Here is a 17,234-nt window from a genome sequence, read left to right as displayed (position 1 = left end):
CCCGAAATAAGGACAAAGACTAAGAACGCCACATCCTGTGGCAACGTCTTTGTGACCCACTTCCTGTGGGCCTCAACTAACAATCAGGGGGATAAGGCCCCCTGATTGAAGTTTCACTTTATTATGTTCTGAGATTCAATCCAGTCTTTTACAAGGACATACTGCCTGCTGTATTGTTTTAGTTTCTCACGGATTTCCCAGGCTTTGCCGGCCAGAATAACTCCCCTATTATGGACATACACCTTCATGCCATACTCCCCCTCATCAAGTATGATAAAATGTATGAGCAATCATTACCGGAATAGAACAGGAGTGACTGAAAACAATGAGCCGCCTAGAAGAAAAAACAATTAAAACGGAAAAAATCTTCACTGGTAAAGTCATTAGTCTGCAGGTGGAGGATGTTGAGCTGCCGAATGGCAAAACATCGAAGCGGGAAATTATCAAACATCCCGGTGCAGTAGCTGTATTGGCAGTAACAGAAGATAATAAAATAGTGATGGTTGAACAATATCGAAAAGCGCTGGATAAGATTATTGCTGAAATTCCTGCCGGAAAGCTTGAAGCAGGAGAAGAACCCAGCATTTGTGCAGAAAGGGAACTGGAAGAAGAAACGGGGTACGTCTGCACGGAAATGGAATGGCTGATCTCATTCTACACTTCTCCCGGATTTGCCGATGAGCTTGTACATCTATATATAGCAAAGGGTCTTAAGAAAAAAGAAAATGCCGCTTCGCCTGATGAAGATGAATTTGTGAACCTTTTGGAGGTAACCCTTGAGGAAGCTATATCCCTGCTGAAGCAGCAAAAGGTTTATGATGCGAAAACTGCTTATGCAATCCAATATCTGCAGCTTCAAGAGGCGCTGAAAAAATAGCATGAAGCGCTTTTTTGCTGATCTTCATATCCATATTGGACGTACTTTTACGGGAAAGCCAGTTAAAATAACAGGCGCTAAATCCCTAACCTTCACTAATATCATCAGGCATGCCCGCAATGAAAAGGGGCTTGATATCATTGGCATTATTGATTGTCATTCTCCTGAAGTCATCCTTGAAATCGAGGACTTGGCCCAAAAAGGCTTTGTAACCGAACATAAGGATGGGGGACTTCAATATGGAGATTTAACGGTTATTCCCGGGTCGGAACTTGAAATATATGATGAATCCTGTAAAGGCCCAATTCATGTCCTGTGCTACTTTCCAACTCTATCCGCAATGAAGGATTTCTCTTCCTGGCTGACAGGGTATTTGAAGAACATAACATTAAGCTCTCAAAGAATTTATGCCTCAGGCAGAATGCTGCAGGAAAAAGTAAAGGAACTGGATGGGCTTTTTATTCCTGCCCATGTTTTTACCCCGTTTAAGAGTCTATTCGGGAAAGGCGTAGAGCGGTCGCTGTCAGAGGTTTTTGATCCTGACTTAATTGATGCAATTGAGCTGGGGCTTAGTGCAGATACGATGATGGCTGATCAAATAGCTGAACTTCATAGATATACATTCTTAACAAATTCAGATGCCCATTCACTAAAAAAGATCGCCAGAGAATATCAGGTTCTGGAAATGGAAGCACCTACATTTGCTGAACTGCACAAGGCTTTGGCCGGAAAAGAAAAATGCAGGGTTAAAGCCAATTACGGGCTGGATCCTCTGCTCGGAAAATACCATCAGACTGTTTGTTCCGAATGTTTTGGCCCCTTTGATGAAGAGAATGGTAAATGCCGAAATTGCAATCACCACAAATTTATCAAAGGCGTGGCTGACCGGATCTCTGAACTAAAATCTTCAGGAGGATTGCCCGATGTACGGCCGCCTTATATTCATCAGGTCCCTCTTGAGTTCATACCAGGGTTAGGCCCGAAAATGCTCGAGAAGCTCCTGAATCATTTCGGAACTGAAATGGCCATTCTTCATGATGTTCCTTTCTCAGAAATCAGCAAAGTAATTCCTGAGAAAACAGCCATGCTTATTGGAAAAGCGCGTGAAGGAAAGCTAAACCTCCAGGCAGGGGGCGGAGGCAAGTACGGCAGAATTGTTGATTCATAAAAAAAATAGAGCCCATCGAGGCTCTATTTTTTTAGCTGCTGATTTTAGCATAAATACAAGTATCTCTAAGCTCTTTTCCATCTGCGCTTAGACTGTCATTAATCAGGATTCCTTCAAGCGTGTACCCCAGCTTTTCGGGAATTCTCCGGCTGTTAATGTTTCTCGGATCACATCTGATTTCCACTCTGTTTGCTTGAAAATGCTCAAAGGCAAACTTCGTCAAGCCTTTAGCAGCTTCAGAAATATAGCCGTTCTTCCGAAACCTTACATCTCCCCAATAGCCAATTTCAAATTTACGGACATCCCAGTCTATGCGATGCAGGCCCGTAGAGCCAACAAATACATCGTCTTCTTTCCTATAAATATGGATACGGAAATCTTCCCTTTGAATAAAATGTGCATATGACTTGCGGATGCCAGACTCCACTTCGTCTGCTGATTGTTCATTTTGTGCAAAGGGAAGCCACTTTTTAAGCTCGGAAGCAGAAGCTGAGATGGCCTCATGAACTGTTTTGCCGTCTCCGGGCAAGGCAGGCCTCATATAAAGTCTTTCTGTTTCAATTCGTTCTGGAAACTCTTTTAAGATCGGGTCCATTTTCTGAGCGCCTCCAATGACAATTTCAATAATTTTGAAAATTATAGCAAGAAACACTGGAAGTATTCAAGAACTTTTTTATCCATTAACAAGTAGCCCAATTCGTTGTCATACAATTCCGGGACAGGCATACAATTTAATATCTAATTCAGTTTTGCCTTAGGAGGAAGAGCAATGAAGAAAAAAATGTACCAGAACGCCGCAGCAGCCCACTTTCGCGAACATTCCTCAATCTACTTATTTGTTATTGTATTATTTCTCATGGGTGTCATTTTTGGGGCTATCGTTGTAAATAGCTTGAGTTTTACACAAAAAGAAGACTTATTTTATTACCTGTCTCAGTTTTTTGGACAAGTATCAGATGGGCATATTGCAGCAGCAGATGAATTATTTAAACAAAGCTTTTTCCATAATACAAAATTTATAGGGTTGATGTGGATTTTGGGAATCTCCATAATTGGACTGCCGGTCATTCTGATTCTGCTTTTTATGAAAGGCATGGTGGTTGGCTTTACAGTTGGCTTTCTCGTTAACCGCATGGGATGGGAAGGATTTTTGCTTTCCTTCGTATCGGTCCTTCCCCAGAACCTGATCATCATACCTATTTTTATAATAGCAGCAACTCTGGCTGTGTCTTTCTCTTTAAAAATGATAAGAAGACAATTTATGAAAAAAGCCGGCCAGCCCATGATGCCACTTTTCGGAAGATACATGATTGCTTTTGCTGTAGCCATTCTGTTTCTAATCGCTGCAGCCGGGGTAGAGGCGTTTATCTCGCCTGTCTTAATGAAGTCTGTTGTTAATTCAATCCAATCCTAATAGAAATCATTGCTGAAGGCAGAGCGGCAGGCTCTGCCTTTTTGCTGTACGGGAAAAGGATAAAAATTATAATATAGGGTACATATAAAGAGGTTTCAATCTATTTTGGACAATATTATAATTATTATTATATTGAATTCATTATCGTTTGTTATTTATAATTATTTTATTTTGAATGTGATCTCATTTCTGTTATAATGAGAATGTTAGTGGCGAGGGAGGGACTTTCGGTATGGAAAGCAGAATTGAAAGAATCAAAAAACAGTTGCATTCATCCAGCTATAAACTAACACCACAGCGAGAGGCAACAGTTCGCGTCCTGTTAGAACACGAAGAGGATCATTTAAGTGCGGAAGATGTCTACCTCCTAGTAAAAGAGAAATCGCCTGAGATAGGCTTGGCAACTGTATATAGAACACTTGAATTGCTGACTGAATTAAAAATTGTCGATAAAATCAACTTTGGTGATGGAGTTTCCCGGTATGACCTGCGTCAGGAAGGGGCAGCCCATTTTCACCACCATTTAGTCTGTATTGAGTGCGGAGCTGTTGATGAAATACAGGAAGATTTGCTTGAAGACGTAGAGGAAGTGGTTGAACGCCGCTGGAACTTTAAAATAAAGGATCACCGCCTTACGTTCCATGGCGTCTGCTACCGCTGCCAGGATAAACAAACAGAAACCGAAGCAGATGAAAATTAATATGATTATTGACAAAGCTTATTCTACATTAGGATAGGCTTTTTTATTTTGGTTGTTTTCGAAAGGATTGTTACTTTTTGTATCTTATTTACTGTGTTGATTGGAGCGGAAATCAACGGGCAACATTTATTTGGGCTGTTTTCAAAAAGGCAAGTGCCCTGAAGAAACATCATTTATACAAATTCAGGTATAATTCTTGTCCAAAATGGCATACCTTTTAATAATAGAAAGCTGACTATCTTTCTTTTTTATTAAAAGTTATGGAGGACCAAACCATGAAATCCTGGCTGGGCATGGCTTTTCAGACCATTAAAGTATTTGTGATTTTTACTGGATGCACAATCCTTTTTTATTATGGTATTATGTGGTTAAACGAAGAATACCAGGATTATCACCGCTATGACGAACCAAGGGGAGCGGCTGTTAAGGTGTCTGCGAGCGGAACTCATGAAGATAGGAGCTTGCTGGACCGGTTAATTCTTTTCTACTTAAACGGGGAGTAATGCAATCATATGGATGATCAGTTAAAAGACTTTATTCATTATTTACTTGTAGAAAAAGGCCTCGCCAAAAATACAATTATCTCTTATGAAAGGGATTTGAAAAGTTATCTGAAGTATCTCAAGTCGGAAGAGAAGATTACAAGTCTTGAAAATGTGCAGCGCACGCATATTGTCCAATTTCTCGGCTTTTTAAAAAAACAGGGCAAATCCTCAAAAACACTGGCCCGTCATATATCCTCCTTAAGGGCCTTTCACCAATTTCTGCTCCGCGAAAAAGCAGTTGGCCATGATCCTTCTGTCCATATAGAAACACCGCAAATGGAACGTTCGCTTCCAAAAGTATTAAACATGCAGGAAGTGGAAACTTTATTGGATCTTCCAGAAATTAAGAATCACTTTGGTCTGCGGGATAAAGCCATGCTTGAACTTTTATATGCTACAGGCATTCGGGTAAGTGAACTGATAGGCTTGAACTCAGGTGATGTTCATTTAACGATGGGCTTTGTAAGATGCATTGGCAAAGGGAACAAGGAACGGATTGTGCCTATTGGCAAAACAGCTTCTGAAGCGCTTGAAAGGTATTTAACTGAAGGAAGAGGCAAGTTTGTTTCTAAAAAGCATAGGGATGAAGCATTATTTTTAAATCATCACGGCAAACGTCTTTCGAGACAGGGTTTCTGGAAAATACTGAAGCGGCTGGCTCAGGAGGCAGGGATCGAGAAGGAGCTTACTCCACATACGCTGAGGCATTCATTTGCCACTCATCTGCTTGAAAATGGTGCTGATTTACGTGCAGTCCAGGAAATGCTTGGACATGCCGATATTTCAACCACGCAAATTTATACGCATGTAACCAAAACTCGGCTTAAAGATGTGTACAGTAAATATCACCCGCGTGCTTAAAAATAGAATCAAATCAAATGTCATAAAGCTGCCATGAAAAATAGGCAGCTTTTTCTTGTCATTTTACCTGTTTATTAGGTAAAATATAGATGTCAGACTTCTGACAAATGAAAGGGCTATGCTTTATAAGTTTTTAGAATGCAGGAATGGAGGTTTGTTCTCCTGGTCCAGCAAGAGAATCAGTGTTAAATAAACCTAAAAAGGGTACTATACGAATATGATTTTTGTAACCGTATTCAAATAATTAGGAGGTTTTCAAATGTCTGCATATACATATAAGCGCGTTTTTTTAATTGTCATGGATTCAGTGGGAATCGGAGAAGCGCCTGATGCCGATAAGTTCGGTGATAAAGGTGCCGATACGATCGGCCACATCGCAGAAAAAATGAATGGCCTGAAGATGCCGAATATGGGCAAACTGGGGCTCAGTAATATTCGCGAAATCAAAGGAATCGAAAAAGCGGATAACCCTATGGCGTTTTACACAAAGATGCAGGAAGCATCAAACGGAAAAGACACAATGACTGGCCATTGGGAAATTATGGGTTTGAATATTCAAACTCCATTTAGAGTCTTTCCTGATGGATTTCCGGAGGAATTGATTTCAGAGCTTGAATCACGCACCGGCAGGAAGATTATTGGGAATAAGCCTGCAAGCGGAACAGAAATCCTGGTTGAACTGGGAGAAGAACATATGAGAACCGGAGCTCTGATTGTCTATACATCAGCCGATTCAGTTCTGCAGATTGCAGCACATGAAGATATAATTCCAATTGAAGAACAGTACAAAATCTGCAAAATCGCACGCGAGCTGACACTTGATGAAAAATATATGGTAGGCCGTGTGATTGCCAGACCATTCGTTGGCGAGCCGGGAAATTTCCAAAGAACATCAAACCGGCATGATTATGCGTTAAAGCCATTTGACCGCACAGTAATGAATGAAATGGCAGATGGCGGACTAGATGTAGTGGCTATTGGGAAAATCTCCGACATTTATGATGGAGAGGGAGTAACTGAGGCCATTCGCACAACATCAAATATGGATGGAATGGATAAGCTGATCGAAACGTTTGATAAAGAGTTTACAGGCCTGAGCTTTGTAAATCTGGTGGATTTTGATGCATTATTTGGCCATAGACGTGATCCGGAAGGGTATGGAAAAGCTCTTGAAGAGTTTGATGAACGCCTGCCTGAAGTCTTTGCAAAAATGCAGGATGGCGACTTATTAATGATCACGGCAGACCACGGCAATGACCCTGTCCATCATGGGACAGATCATACGAGAGAATACGTTCCGCTTCTTGTTTATTCAAAAGATATGAAAGAAGGAAAAGAGCTTCCGGTCAGTGAAACCTTTGCAGATATTGGGGCGACTATAGCGGATAACTTTAAAGTAAAAATGCCGGCCTATGGCAAAAGCTTTTTGGACCAACTGAAATAATTACAATAAAAAAGCAGATGAGGAGATTGATGATGGATTACAGTAAAATTCAAAATGCGGCTGAATTTCTTAAAAATAAATATACAGGCAAGCCAAAGATTGGGCTGATTTTAGGCTCAGGACTTGGTGTATTGGCAGATGAAATCAAAGAACCGGTTAAGATTCCATACAATGAAATCCCTGATTTTCCTGTATCAACAGTAGAGGGCCATGCAGGACAGCTTGTATTTGGACGCTTGAACGGGATTGAAGTGGTTGCTATGCAAGGCCGATTCCATTATTACGAAGGATACTCATTTGATAAGGTAACCTTCCCTGTAAGAGTTATGAATGAGATGGGTGTTGAGAAGCTCATTGTTACCAATGCGGCTGGCGGAGTGAATGAAACCTATTCTCCAGGTGATTTAATGCTTATTTCAGACCATATCAACAATATGGGCAGCAATCCTTTAATCGGTCCTAATGATTCCCGCATGGGTCCGCGTTTTCCGGATATGTCAGAAGCATATTCCAAAGAATTGAGAAAACTTGCCAGAGGACTAGCCGAAAAGCTGAACCTGAAGATTCAGGAAGGAGTGTATGTCGGCAATACAGGCCCAACATATGAAACACCTGCAGAAGTTCGCATGCTGAGAACAATGGGCGGAGATGCAGTCGGCATGTCAACTGTTCCGGAAGTCATCGTTGCACAGCATTCAGGCATGAAGGTACTTGGAATCTCCTGCATCTCAAACATGGCAGCAGGCATCCTTGACCAGCCCCTTAACCATGAAGAAGTAATCGAAACAACAGAAAAAGTCAAAGCTGACTTCCTTCGTTATGTGAAAGCAATTGTTAAGGAATTTGGTGCATAACTTTTAAATTATTTTGGCGGTTATGCGGCTGACTTTTTAAGCAAAACAATAAACGATTAGAATAAAGCCATAAGAATAGAATAAATGAAAGCAGTGGTGTTTGATGATGAGAATGGTAGATCTTATTGAAAAGAAAAGAGATGGACTGGAGTTAACGGCAGAAGAAATTCAATTCGTCATTAAAGGATACACAGACGGTTCGATCCCGGATTATCAGGTAAGTGCTTTAACAATGGCTATCTTCTTCCAGGGGATGACAGAGAACGAAAGAGCCAACTTAACTATGGCAATGGTAGAATCCGGTGATCAAATTGACTTATCCAAAATAGAAGGAATTAAAGTAGACAAACATTCAACTGGCGGTGTAGGCGATACAACAACACTCGTACTGGGGCCGCTTGTAGCTGCAGTAGGTGTTCCGGTTGCGAAAATGTCAGGGCGCGGGCTTGGACATACAGGCGGAACAATCGACAAGCTTGAGGCTGTTGAAGGATTCCATGTGGAAATTGAGAATGAAGAATTTATTAAGCTTGTTAATCAAAATAAAATTGCAGTCATTAGCCAGAGCGGCAACTTAACGCCTGCAGACAAAAAGTTATATGCACTGCGCGATGTAACAGCCACAGTGGACAGTATCCCTCTCATTGCAAGCTCGATTATGAGCAAAAAAATCGCTGCAGGTGCTGACGCCATTGTCCTTGATGTTAAGACAGGCGCCGGCGCATTTATGAAGACACTTGACGATTCACGTGAATTAGCAAAAGCGATGGTCCGCATTGGAAATAATGTTGGCAGAAACACCATGGCTGTTATCTCGGATATGAGCCAGCCGCTCGGTTATGCCATTGGCAATGCCCTTGAAGTAAAGGAAGCTATCGATACATTAAGAGGCGAAGGACCTGAAGATCTGACTGAGCTATGCCTGACCCTGGGCAGCCATATGGTTTTCCTGGCGAAAAAAGCGGATTCATTGAAGGAAGCGCGTGAAAAGTTAGAGAATGCTATGAAGGACGGTTCAGCTTTAGAAACATTTAAAGTATTCCTAAGCTCACAAGGCGGAGATGCGTCAGTTGTCGATGATCCGCAAAAACTGCCTCAGTCAAAATATACATTTGAATTAGAAGCTAAGCAGGATGGGTATGTTTCTGAGATTGTTGCCGATGAAATCGGAACTGCAGCCATGCTATTGGGAGCAGGAAGAGCAACCAAGGAATCAGAAATTGATCTGGCCGTCGGCCTGATTTTAAGAAAGAAAATCGGCGACCGGGTACAAAAGGGCGATTCTCTCGTAACCATCTGCAGCAATTTCGAAAATGTAGAAGAAGTAAGAAATATGCTTTATGAAAACATTACGCTTTCCACTGAAAAAGTGGAGGCACCAGTATTAATTCATGAAGAAATAACTGAATAATATTGAAGGGAAAAGCCGCCGGGGATTTATATCCGGCGGCTTTTTGGCGCGGAGCTGACTGTTTAATTTCTTTTTAGTCTTACTGAACTGTATAAATTTTCTTTAACTGGAAAAAATGAAGGCTATAAAGAATGGAGGTATTGTGTGATGAAACGACTAGTCTCATTAATGTTAATAGCATTATTAATGGCAACAATCTTTGCTCCTTCCGGGTTTGCAAGAGAAAGCAGCGCAGATTTAGCGGATAATGTGAAGTCCGCAATTCTTATCGAGCGTGATACCGGTTCGGTATTGTATGAAAAAAACAGCGGTGAGCAGCTTCCGCCTGCCAGCATGACAAAAGTCATGACCATGCTCTTAATTATGGAAGCGATAGATGAAGGAAAGCTTTCATGGGATGAGAAAGTTCGGACAAGTGAATATGCAGCATCAATGGGCGGTTCGCAAATCTTCCTGGAGCCAGGTGAAGAAATGACCACAAAGCAAATGCTGCAGGGGATTGCCATTGGTTCCGGTAATGATGCATCCGTTGCAATGGCCGAGAGAATTGCCGGTTCAGAAGAAGCTTTTGTTGAAATGATGAATAAAAAGGCAAAGGAATTAGGCCTGAAAAATACTAATTTCCAAAACCCTACAGGCCTGTCAGCTAAAGAACATTACAGTACTGCGCATGATATGGCCATAATGGCCAAAGAGCTTCTTAAATATGAGAAAATAACTGATTTTACAGGCACATATGAAGCCTATCTTCGTGAAGACACAGATAAAAAATTCTGGCTGGTCAATACAAATCGCCTTGTGCGTTTTTATCCAGGTGTTGATGGCCTCAAAACAGGCTTTACTTCAGAAGCAAAATACTGTCTGACGGCAACAGCCGAGAAAGACGGAATGCGGGTTATAGCCGTTGTATTTGGCGCACCAACTTCAAAAGAACGCAATGCCCAAGTGACTAAAATGCTCGACTTTGCATACAGCCAATATAAGACACACCCAATGTATGAAAGAAATCACGTTCTTGGAAAAGTTGAAGTTAGCAAAGGCGAAAAGAAAATGGTTGAAGCCCTGACTAGTGAACCGATTTCCCTTTTAACTAAAAAAGGAGAAAGCATCAAGGAAATTGAACAGAAGATTACTTTAAATAAAAATATTAAAGCTCCTGTCCAAAAGGGTGATCAGATCGGAACACTAACTTTGAAAAAGGATGGAAAAGTCTTGGTTGAAAGCCCTTTGGTTGCTAAAGAAAATAGCAATGAAGCATCATGGTGGACATTGTTTAAACGATCCATGGGGTTATTTTCAAAAACTGAATAAATAACCATTTATATTTGTCGAAATACATCCCTATGATTATTATTTTTAGCGAAAATACACTAGTTTTGTCTCCAGGGAGGAAATGAAGCTTCAAGCATCGAAATTGATTCACTATAAGGGCGGATACCGGAATTTATTTAGGTTCCGGATCATCCTATCCGGAGGAAAAGCAAGAGCATTAGCGGCTTTTTCAGTTGCGGATACCAGATAAGGAGGGCAAGATAGTGAGTCTTAACATTAATTTGGAAGTAAAGCATGATGTCTTATGTATTCGTTTAAGCGGGGAACTGGACCATCATTCGGCAGATGAACTGCGTGAACAGGCGACGAGGGCGATTGAAGATCATGACATCCATCATATTATATTAAACCTTGATCAGCTTTCTTTTATGGATAGTTCAGGGCTGGGAGTGATTCTGGGCCGCTACAAACAAATCAAACAAAAGCATGGTGAAATGGTTGTTTGTGCGATTTCTCCAGCAGTGCAGAGACTATTTGATATGTCGGGTTTATTTAAGATCATCCGTTTAGAACCGACAGAAGAAAACGCACTGCAAAGATTGGGGGTTGCCTGAACTATGAAAAATGTGATGAACCTCGAATTCAGTGCGCTTAGCCAAAATGAATCATTCGCACGTGTCACTGTTGCTGCCTTTATTTCCCAGCTTGATCCGACAATGGACGAACTGACAGAAATTAAAACGGTCGTTTCTGAAGCTGTAACCAACTCCATTATTCACGGTTATGAAAATGATCCTAATGGGGTTGTCTATATATCTGTCCTGATTGAAGATGGATTCATTGATTTGACCATTAAGGATAAAGGCCTTGGTATTATGGATGTGGAGGAGGCGCGGCAGCCATTATTTACAACAAAACCTGAATTGGAAAGATCAGGTATGGGCTTTACCATCATGGAGAATTTCATGGACGAAATCGAAATCAAATCGCAGCCGGGAATAGGCACAGAGATCCGATTAAGGAAGCATTTATCAAATAGTAAAATGCTATGCAATTAAGGGAGTCTTGCTATGGATGTGGAGGTTAAAGCAGAGAAGGGCCAAACCTATTTAAAGGACAATGAAGTCAAGGAGCTAATAAAGCAAAGCCAAAGCGGAGATCAGGGTGCAAGGGACAAAATAGTTCAAAAAAATATGCGTCTTGTCTGGTCTGTCGTCCAGAGATTCTTGAATAGAGGATATGAACCCGATGACCTCTTCCAAATTGGCTGTATCGGCTTGTTGAAATCGGTTGATAAGTTTGATCTCAGTTATGATGTAAAGTTTTCGACCTATGCGGTTCCAATGATTATCGGAGAAATCCAAAGGTTCATACGGGATGATGGAACAGTAAAAGTAAGCCGTTCTTTAAAGGAAATGGGCAATAAAATCAGGAAAGCCAAAGACGAGTTATCAAAAACGCTTGGCCGCATCCCAACCGTTACAGAGCTTTCTGAGTTTCTGGAAATTTCTCCGGAAGATATTATCCTTGCCCAGGAAGCAAGCCGGATCCCATCTTCTATACATGAAACAGTGTATGAAAACGACGGAGATCCCATTACACTGCTCGATCAGATTGATGATGGCAATGAAGGAAAATGGTTTGATAAAATAGCATTAAAAGAAGCGATCCGTGAATTGGATGAGCGGGAAAGACTGATTGTTTACTTGCGCTACTATAAAGATCAGACTCAATCCGAAGTGGCGGCAAGGCTTGGTATTTCCCAAGTGCAGGTGTCGCGACTGGAAAAAAAGATACTTCAGCAAATGAAAGACGGGATGGATATTTAAATCCATCCCGTCTTTCATTTTTTTATATAACACTTCAGTGCTTTTCGACGCTTTTCAAACAGCCAATTATTGGAGTTCATGAAGCTAATATATGTAACTCATACTAAATATAGACACAAAAGCGAAACGCTCTAAATAGGCGAACCAATTTCAATTTCGAAAAGGATATTACTTTGTGGGAAGTGAGCATATTGGAAAAAACAGTTTATATTCGCTTGCGGCACCGTCTGCAAATAAGGCCCAATCAGAGAATACTGCTGAAAGATATTGCACAGGTCATTGCCGATGAAGACATTTACGAAAAGCTTTGTGCACTACCGCTTTATCAAGTAAGCGAGCAGGATCGGAATATTGTCGTTATTGACGTTATGAAGGTAATTAGGACCATAACCCAATTGTTTTCAAAAATTGAAGTCCAGTCGATCGGGCCGGCTCAAGCGATAGTCGAGGTGGTTACAAAGAAGCGCAAAGTATCATTTCCTCTCTTTCTGCTGGTTTGGCTGCTTCTGTTTATAGGTGCAGCCCTGGCTATTATGAATTTTCATGAAGACGTGAGCATGCAGGATGTACAGCTGAGAATTTACACTCTCATAACCGGAGAAGTGGACAGCCGGCCACTCATTTTTCAAATCCCCTATTCGATTGGCCTGGGGCTTGGCATGATCATTTTCTTTAACCATGTTTTTAAGAAGCGGCTGAACGAGGAGCCAAGCCCATTGGAAGTAGAAATGTTTAATTTTCAGCTTGATCTTGATAACTATTTTGCATTGAAAGAGAACAAGGAGAGTATGAAGTATCTTGATGACCATTAATGTTGTCCTGGTAATGATCATAGGATTTGCAGGCGGGCTCGCTGTTGGTTCAGGTTTTGTTGCTTTTCTGGCTGTTTTGGGCATCATCCCAAGGCTTACCCAGCTGAGCAAAACGATGAAGATGATCCATTATTATGAAACTGCAGTCGTAATGGGGGCTTTGGCGGGTGCACTGGCTACTTTATGGAATCCGGTATTACACCTGACACCCCTGCTTTTAATACCCATTGGGCTGGCTTCAGGCATATTTATTGGCATGCTGGCAGCAGCTTTAACTGAAGTATTGAATGTTTTTCCAATCCTTGCGAAAAGAATCGGTGTAGATGGAAAGATTGTCATTTTATTGATGGCATTTGTATTTGGAAAGGTGTTCGGATCACTGTTTCAATGGATTTATTTTGTAAATAAATAAGCAATCGGCTGGGCATATTTAAGAAAAATGAGGATTCGGAAAGGAAAACTGCTATGGATGATCGGAGGCACGTCATTCTTATAACTGATGGAGACGATTTTGCAAGAAAGACAGTGGAGCGTGTTGCGAAGGAAATTGGAGGAAGATGCCTATCCTTGTCGCATGGAAATCCTTCAGTCTTAAACGGTCAGCAAATCGTCAAGCTGATAAAAAAAGTCTCCCATGATCCCGTATTGGTCATGTTTGATGACAGCGGGTTTATCGGGGAGGGAGCCGGAGAGAATGCGCTGAAGTATGTTGCGTGCCATAACGATATCGATGTTCTGGGAGTCATAGCAGTTGCCTCAAAAACAAGACAGGCCGAGTGGACAAAAGTAGATGTATGTATCGATAACAACGGGGAATTGACTCCATACGGAGTTGATAAGTTCGGAGTACCCGAGATGGAAATTGGCAGAATTAATGGTGATACCGTTTATTGTCTTGATCAGCTGGATGTGCCGATAATCGTAGGAATTGGCGATATCGGAAAGATGTCTAAAAAAGATCATTATGAATTAGGTTCGCCAATAACTAAAAAGGCAGTAGAGCTTATATTGGAAAGGAGCGGCTATTATGACACGAAACAAGACGAAGGATGATAAGACACGTATATTTGAGTCCGTCCATGAAATTGAAAAGTACATGAAAAATAGAGTTGGCCTGGGAGAAAGCTTCGATCTGGGTGTCAGAAAGCTAACGATCTTAAGGAAGGATGTTCATTTCTATTATATTAATGGACTAACGGATACGAGTTATATCATTGCCATCATTGAGGGTCTGGTTGGGATCAATGACAGTGAAAAACTTTCCTCTAACCTATTTAACATCATCGAGAACAGGCTGAGGCATCAATCCATTGAGCACATTAAGACAATGGATGAATTGGTTGATCAGGTACTATCAGGCCTGATTGTCGTTGTAGGCGAGGGTGAGGGAGAAGGGCTTGTCATCGATGTCAGAAGCTATCCCGGCAGAACCCCGGAGGAACCGGATACTGAAAAAGTTATCCGCGGCTCAAGAGATGGCTATGTAGAGAATATTATAGTAAACACAGCCCTGACCCGCAGAAGGATTAGAGATGAACGGCTGCGCTTTGAAATCATGCGTGTTGGTGAAAGATCCAAAACAGATGTAGCCATTGGGTTCATTAAAGATGTGGCTAATAAGGATTTAGTTGATTTAATTAGAAAAGAAATTAAAGCGATTGAAATCGATGGCATTACAATGGCTGATAAAACAGTCGAGGAATTTCTTTTAAAGCAGGGATACAATCCCTTCCCGCTGGTTCGGTATACGGAAAGAGCAGATGTGGCAGCAGCCCATTTGCTTGAAGGGCATGTCATTATATTCGTTGATACTTCACCAAGTGTCATAATTACACCTACAACATATTTTCATCATTTACAGCATGCAGAAGAATACAGGCAATCGCCAGCAGTCGGCACATTTGTCCGATGGATACGTTTCTTAGGCCTATTGGCATCGATTGTGCTGCTGCCGCTTTGGTTTTTGTTCGTTTTGGAGCCTTCACTCCTGCCTGAAAGAATTGCGTTTGTCGGTCCCAATGAAGAAACGAATGTTCCTGTCATTGTCCAGCTGTTTCTTGCCGATGTCGGGATTGAATTTCTAAGGATTGCTGCCATTCATACACCAACTCCGCTTTCAACCGCAATGGGTTTGATAGCAGCAGTTCTTATTGGGCAAATTGCTATTGATGTTGGTTTGTTTGTGCCAGAGGTCATCTTGTATGTAGCGCTTGCAGCAATCGGAACATTTGCAACGCCAAGCTATGAATTGAGTATTGCAAATAAGATTGTAAGACTTGGCCTGCTTATTGCTGTCGCGATTTTCCATACACCAGGCTTGGTAGTAGGGCTTACACTGACCATTCTTCTGCTAGCAAGCATCAAATCATTGAACACACCATATCTTTGGCCGTTTATTCCATTCAGCCCGGTGGCTTTAACCCAAATCCTGATTCGCCGTTCGATGCCTGGCTCTAAAATACGGCCAAGCATTGTCCAGACTAAAAATCGTTACAAGCAGCCTGCAAAATAAGAAATACGCGTAATGCCGATTGCTAAGATACACGAAATATGGTAAAGTTTTTTTAATTAAATAAAGGATTAAAGGAAACAGAATAGACAGTCTCTTGTGATGCTGTCTATTTCTTTCATAAATTGATTCAGTCTCGGGGGCAAAGACATCTAGCCGATGCTCTCCTGAGGAAAAGGAAGAGGGGGAACCATGTTTTTTCACGGCACCATGAAGGTAAATGACAAAGGGCATCTTGAAATTGGCGGTATGGATACAGTTGAACTCGCCAGTCAATTTGGAACACCTTTATATGTATATGATGTGGCATTAATAAGAGAAAGAGCAAGGGGCTTTAAGAAAACTTTCGAGAAGCTTGGAATAGAAGCCCAAGTTGCATATGCGAGCAAAGCTTTTTCAACAGTGGCAATGGTGCAGCTTGTAGATGAAGAAGGTCTTTCATTGGATGTAGTATCAGGCGGAGAGTTATACACTGCTCTTGCTGCAGATTTTCCATCTGAAAGAATCCACTTTCACGGGAACAATAAGAGCAGAGAAGAATTGGAAATGGCTTTAAAGAATCATGTCGGCTGTATTGTTGTCGATAATTTTTATGAACTGGAATTATTAGCGGAGATATGTGAATCTCTTGCAGCGAAAACAAAAATTTTACTGAGGGTCACGCCTGGAATTGAAGCTCATACCCATGACTATATCTTAACCGGCCAGGAAGATTCAAAGTTTGGATTTGACCTGCAGAATGGCCAGGCTGAAAAGGCTCTGCAAATTGCTCTGAAATCAAGCTGGATTGAAACGCTTGGACTGCACTGTCATATCGGGTCTCAGATTTTCGATACAACAGGCTTCATTTTGGCTGCCAAGAAAATCTTTGAGAAGATGGCAGAGTGGAAAGAAAAACATGCATATGAACCTAAAGTGCTTAACTTAGGCGGAGGTTTTGGAATTCGCTATACAGAAGAAGATGATCCGATTCATGCATCTCAATATGTTGAAGAAATTATCGGGGAAGTTAAAAAACAGGCTAAACATTTTTCCATGAAAATGCCGGAAATTTGGATTGAGCCGGGGCGTTCCCTTGTGGGAGATGCCGGAACAACTTTATACCAGACAGGGTCGCGCAAAGAGGTTCCTAATGTAAGAAATTATCTGGCTGTGGATGGCGGCATGAGTGACAATATCAGGCCGGCCCTTTATCAGGCTAAGTATGAAGCGGTACTTGCAAACCGGGTATTGGATAAGCCTGAAGAGACAGTATCAATTGCCGGAAAATGCTGTGAATCAGGCGATATGCTCATTTGGGATTTGCCTCTTCCAAAAGCAGGGGATCAAGACCTCCTGGCCGTTTTCTGTACAGGCGCATACGGTTATTCCATGGCAAACAACTATAACCGGATCCCAAGGCCGCCTGTGGTTTTTATTGAAAATGGCGAGGCTAAGCTGGTTGTTAAAAGGGAGACATACGAGGATCTATTACGATTGGATCTGCCGATTAATGAAAAAATAAAAAATTAAGCTGCCCGCTAAGGCAGCTTAATTTT

The 17,234-nt window shown here is 41.5% G+C and carries 21 protein-coding genes; 19 read left to right on the top strand and 2 right to left on the bottom strand.

Annotation, left to right across the window (positions count from 1 at the left end; genetic code table 11):
* Positions 1-113: 113 nt before the first annotated feature.
* Positions 114-248, bottom strand: a complete 135-nt coding sequence (mciZ, locus tag BFI01S_RS22440) for a Z-ring formation inhibitor MciZ (RefSeq protein ID WP_082804499.1) — start codon at positions 246-248, stop codon at positions 114-116.
* A 77-nt stretch (positions 249-325) separates the two neighbouring features.
* On the opposite strand from mciZ, the gene BFI01S_RS09860 reads away from it, so the two are divergent.
* Together BFI01S_RS09860 and BFI01S_RS09855 are read left to right on the top strand one after the other, a co-directional pair.
* Entirely contained in the window at positions 326-877 is a 552-nt protein-coding gene (locus tag BFI01S_RS09860) for an NUDIX hydrolase (RefSeq protein WP_061792467.1), read from the top strand.
* Position 878: 1 nt separating this feature from the next.
* Positions 879-2,045: an endonuclease Q family protein gene (locus tag BFI01S_RS09855; protein ID WP_061792466.1), complete on the top strand. Its 1,167-nt coding sequence runs from the start codon at positions 879-881 to the stop codon at positions 2,043-2,045.
* A gap of 31 nt (positions 2,046-2,076) precedes the next feature.
* On the opposite strand, the gene BFI01S_RS09850 is transcribed toward BFI01S_RS09855, so the two are convergent.
* Positions 2,077-2,640: a GNAT family N-acetyltransferase gene (locus BFI01S_RS09850; protein ID WP_061792465.1), complete on the bottom strand. Its 564-nt coding sequence runs from the start codon at positions 2,638-2,640 to the stop codon at positions 2,077-2,079.
* Between the two features lie 174 nt (positions 2,641-2,814).
* Here BFI01S_RS09850 and spoIIM point away from each other — a divergent pair, with 174 nt between their 5' ends.
* The 17 genes from spoIIM to lysA all read left to right on the top strand — a co-directional run bounded on the left by spoIIM (position 2,815) and on the right by lysA (position 17,208).
* A complete protein-coding gene (gene spoIIM, locus BFI01S_RS09845) occupies positions 2,815-3,459 on the top strand; it encodes a stage II sporulation protein M (RefSeq protein WP_035330065.1) in 645 nt (214 codons plus the stop codon).
* A 232-nt stretch (positions 3,460-3,691) separates the two neighbouring features.
* Complete coding sequence (gene fur / locus BFI01S_RS09840) at positions 3,692-4,159, top strand: ferric iron uptake transcriptional regulator (RefSeq protein WP_061792464.1); 468 nt, start codon at positions 3,692-3,694, stop codon at positions 4,157-4,159.
* Between the two features lie 275 nt (positions 4,160-4,434).
* Positions 4,435-4,662, top strand: a complete 228-nt coding sequence (locus tag BFI01S_RS09835) for a YqzK family protein (RefSeq protein WP_061792463.1) — start codon at positions 4,435-4,437, stop codon at positions 4,660-4,662.
* Between the two features lie 9 nt (positions 4,663-4,671).
* Positions 4,672-5,565, top strand: a complete 894-nt coding sequence (gene xerD / locus BFI01S_RS09830; RefSeq protein ID WP_061792462.1) for a site-specific tyrosine recombinase XerD — start codon at positions 4,672-4,674, stop codon at positions 5,563-5,565.
* A 259-nt stretch (positions 5,566-5,824) separates the two neighbouring features.
* The gene (gene deoB, locus BFI01S_RS09825) at positions 5,825-7,009 is read left to right on the top strand and encodes a phosphopentomutase (RefSeq protein ID WP_061792461.1); all 1,185 of its coding nucleotides are present in this window, start codon (positions 5,825-5,827) and stop codon (positions 7,007-7,009) included.
* A gap of 32 nt (positions 7,010-7,041) precedes the next feature.
* Positions 7,042-7,863, top strand: a complete 822-nt coding sequence (locus BFI01S_RS09820) for a purine-nucleoside phosphorylase (RefSeq protein ID WP_061792460.1) — start codon at positions 7,042-7,044, stop codon at positions 7,861-7,863.
* 106 nt (positions 7,864-7,969) lie between these two features.
* Positions 7,970-9,274 (top strand): pyrimidine-nucleoside phosphorylase, encoded by a 1,305-nt coding sequence (locus BFI01S_RS09815; protein ID WP_061792469.1) that lies wholly within the window; start codon positions 7,970-7,972, stop codon positions 9,272-9,274.
* Positions 9,275-9,421: 147 nt separating this feature from the next.
* Positions 9,422-10,585: a D-alanyl-D-alanine carboxypeptidase family protein gene (locus BFI01S_RS09810; protein WP_061792459.1), complete on the top strand. Its 1,164-nt coding sequence runs from the start codon at positions 9,422-9,424 to the stop codon at positions 10,583-10,585.
* Positions 10,586-10,667: 82 nt separating this feature from the next.
* Positions 10,668-10,796, top strand: coding sequence for a hypothetical protein (locus tag BFI01S_RS24345; RefSeq protein WP_268875321.1), 129 nt, complete (start codon positions 10,668-10,670; stop codon positions 10,794-10,796).
* Positions 10,797-10,809: 13 nt separating this feature from the next.
* Entirely contained in the window at positions 10,810-11,160 is a 351-nt protein-coding gene (gene spoIIAA / locus BFI01S_RS09805) for an anti-sigma F factor antagonist (protein ID WP_061792458.1), read from the top strand.
* A gap of 3 nt (positions 11,161-11,163) precedes the next feature.
* A complete protein-coding gene (spoIIAB, locus tag BFI01S_RS09800) occupies positions 11,164-11,604 on the top strand; it encodes an anti-sigma F factor (protein ID WP_061792457.1) in 441 nt (146 codons plus the stop codon).
* A 12-nt stretch (positions 11,605-11,616) separates the two neighbouring features.
* Positions 11,617-12,375: an RNA polymerase sporulation sigma factor SigF gene (gene sigF / locus BFI01S_RS09795; RefSeq protein ID WP_061792456.1), complete on the top strand. Its 759-nt coding sequence runs from the start codon at positions 11,617-11,619 to the stop codon at positions 12,373-12,375.
* Positions 12,376-12,566: 191 nt separating this feature from the next.
* On the top strand, positions 12,567-13,187 hold the full coding sequence (locus tag BFI01S_RS09790) for a stage V sporulation protein AA (RefSeq protein ID WP_061792455.1): 621 nt from the start codon (positions 12,567-12,569) through the stop codon (positions 13,185-13,187).
* On the top strand, positions 13,177-13,599 hold the full coding sequence (locus BFI01S_RS09785; protein WP_061792454.1) for a stage V sporulation protein AB: 423 nt from the start codon (positions 13,177-13,179) through the stop codon (positions 13,597-13,599). Before BFI01S_RS09790 ends, BFI01S_RS09785 begins: the two co-directional genes overlap by 11 nt.
* Before the next feature lie 53 nt (positions 13,600-13,652).
* Complete coding sequence (gene spoVAEA, locus BFI01S_RS09780; protein ID WP_061792453.1) at positions 13,653-14,240, top strand: stage V sporulation protein SpoVABEA; 588 nt, start codon at positions 13,653-13,655, stop codon at positions 14,238-14,240.
* Positions 14,215-15,699 (top strand): spore germination protein, encoded by a 1,485-nt coding sequence (locus tag BFI01S_RS09775; RefSeq protein ID WP_061792452.1) that lies wholly within the window; start codon positions 14,215-14,217, stop codon positions 15,697-15,699. The genes spoVAEA and BFI01S_RS09775 overlap by 26 nt, the downstream gene beginning before the upstream one ends.
* 189 nt (positions 15,700-15,888) lie before the next feature.
* Entirely contained in the window at positions 15,889-17,208 is a 1,320-nt protein-coding gene (lysA, locus tag BFI01S_RS09770) for a diaminopimelate decarboxylase (RefSeq protein ID WP_061792451.1), read from the top strand.
* Positions 17,209-17,234 lie beyond the last annotated feature (26 nt).

Source organism: Cytobacillus firmus NBRC 15306, from assembly GCF_001591465.1.
Lineage (GTDB): Bacteria > Bacillota > Bacilli > Bacillales > Cytobacillaceae > Cytobacillus > Cytobacillus firmus.
The sequence above is the reverse complement of the archived record's forward strand: the minus strand, read 5'-3'. Positions and strand labels throughout refer to the sequence as shown.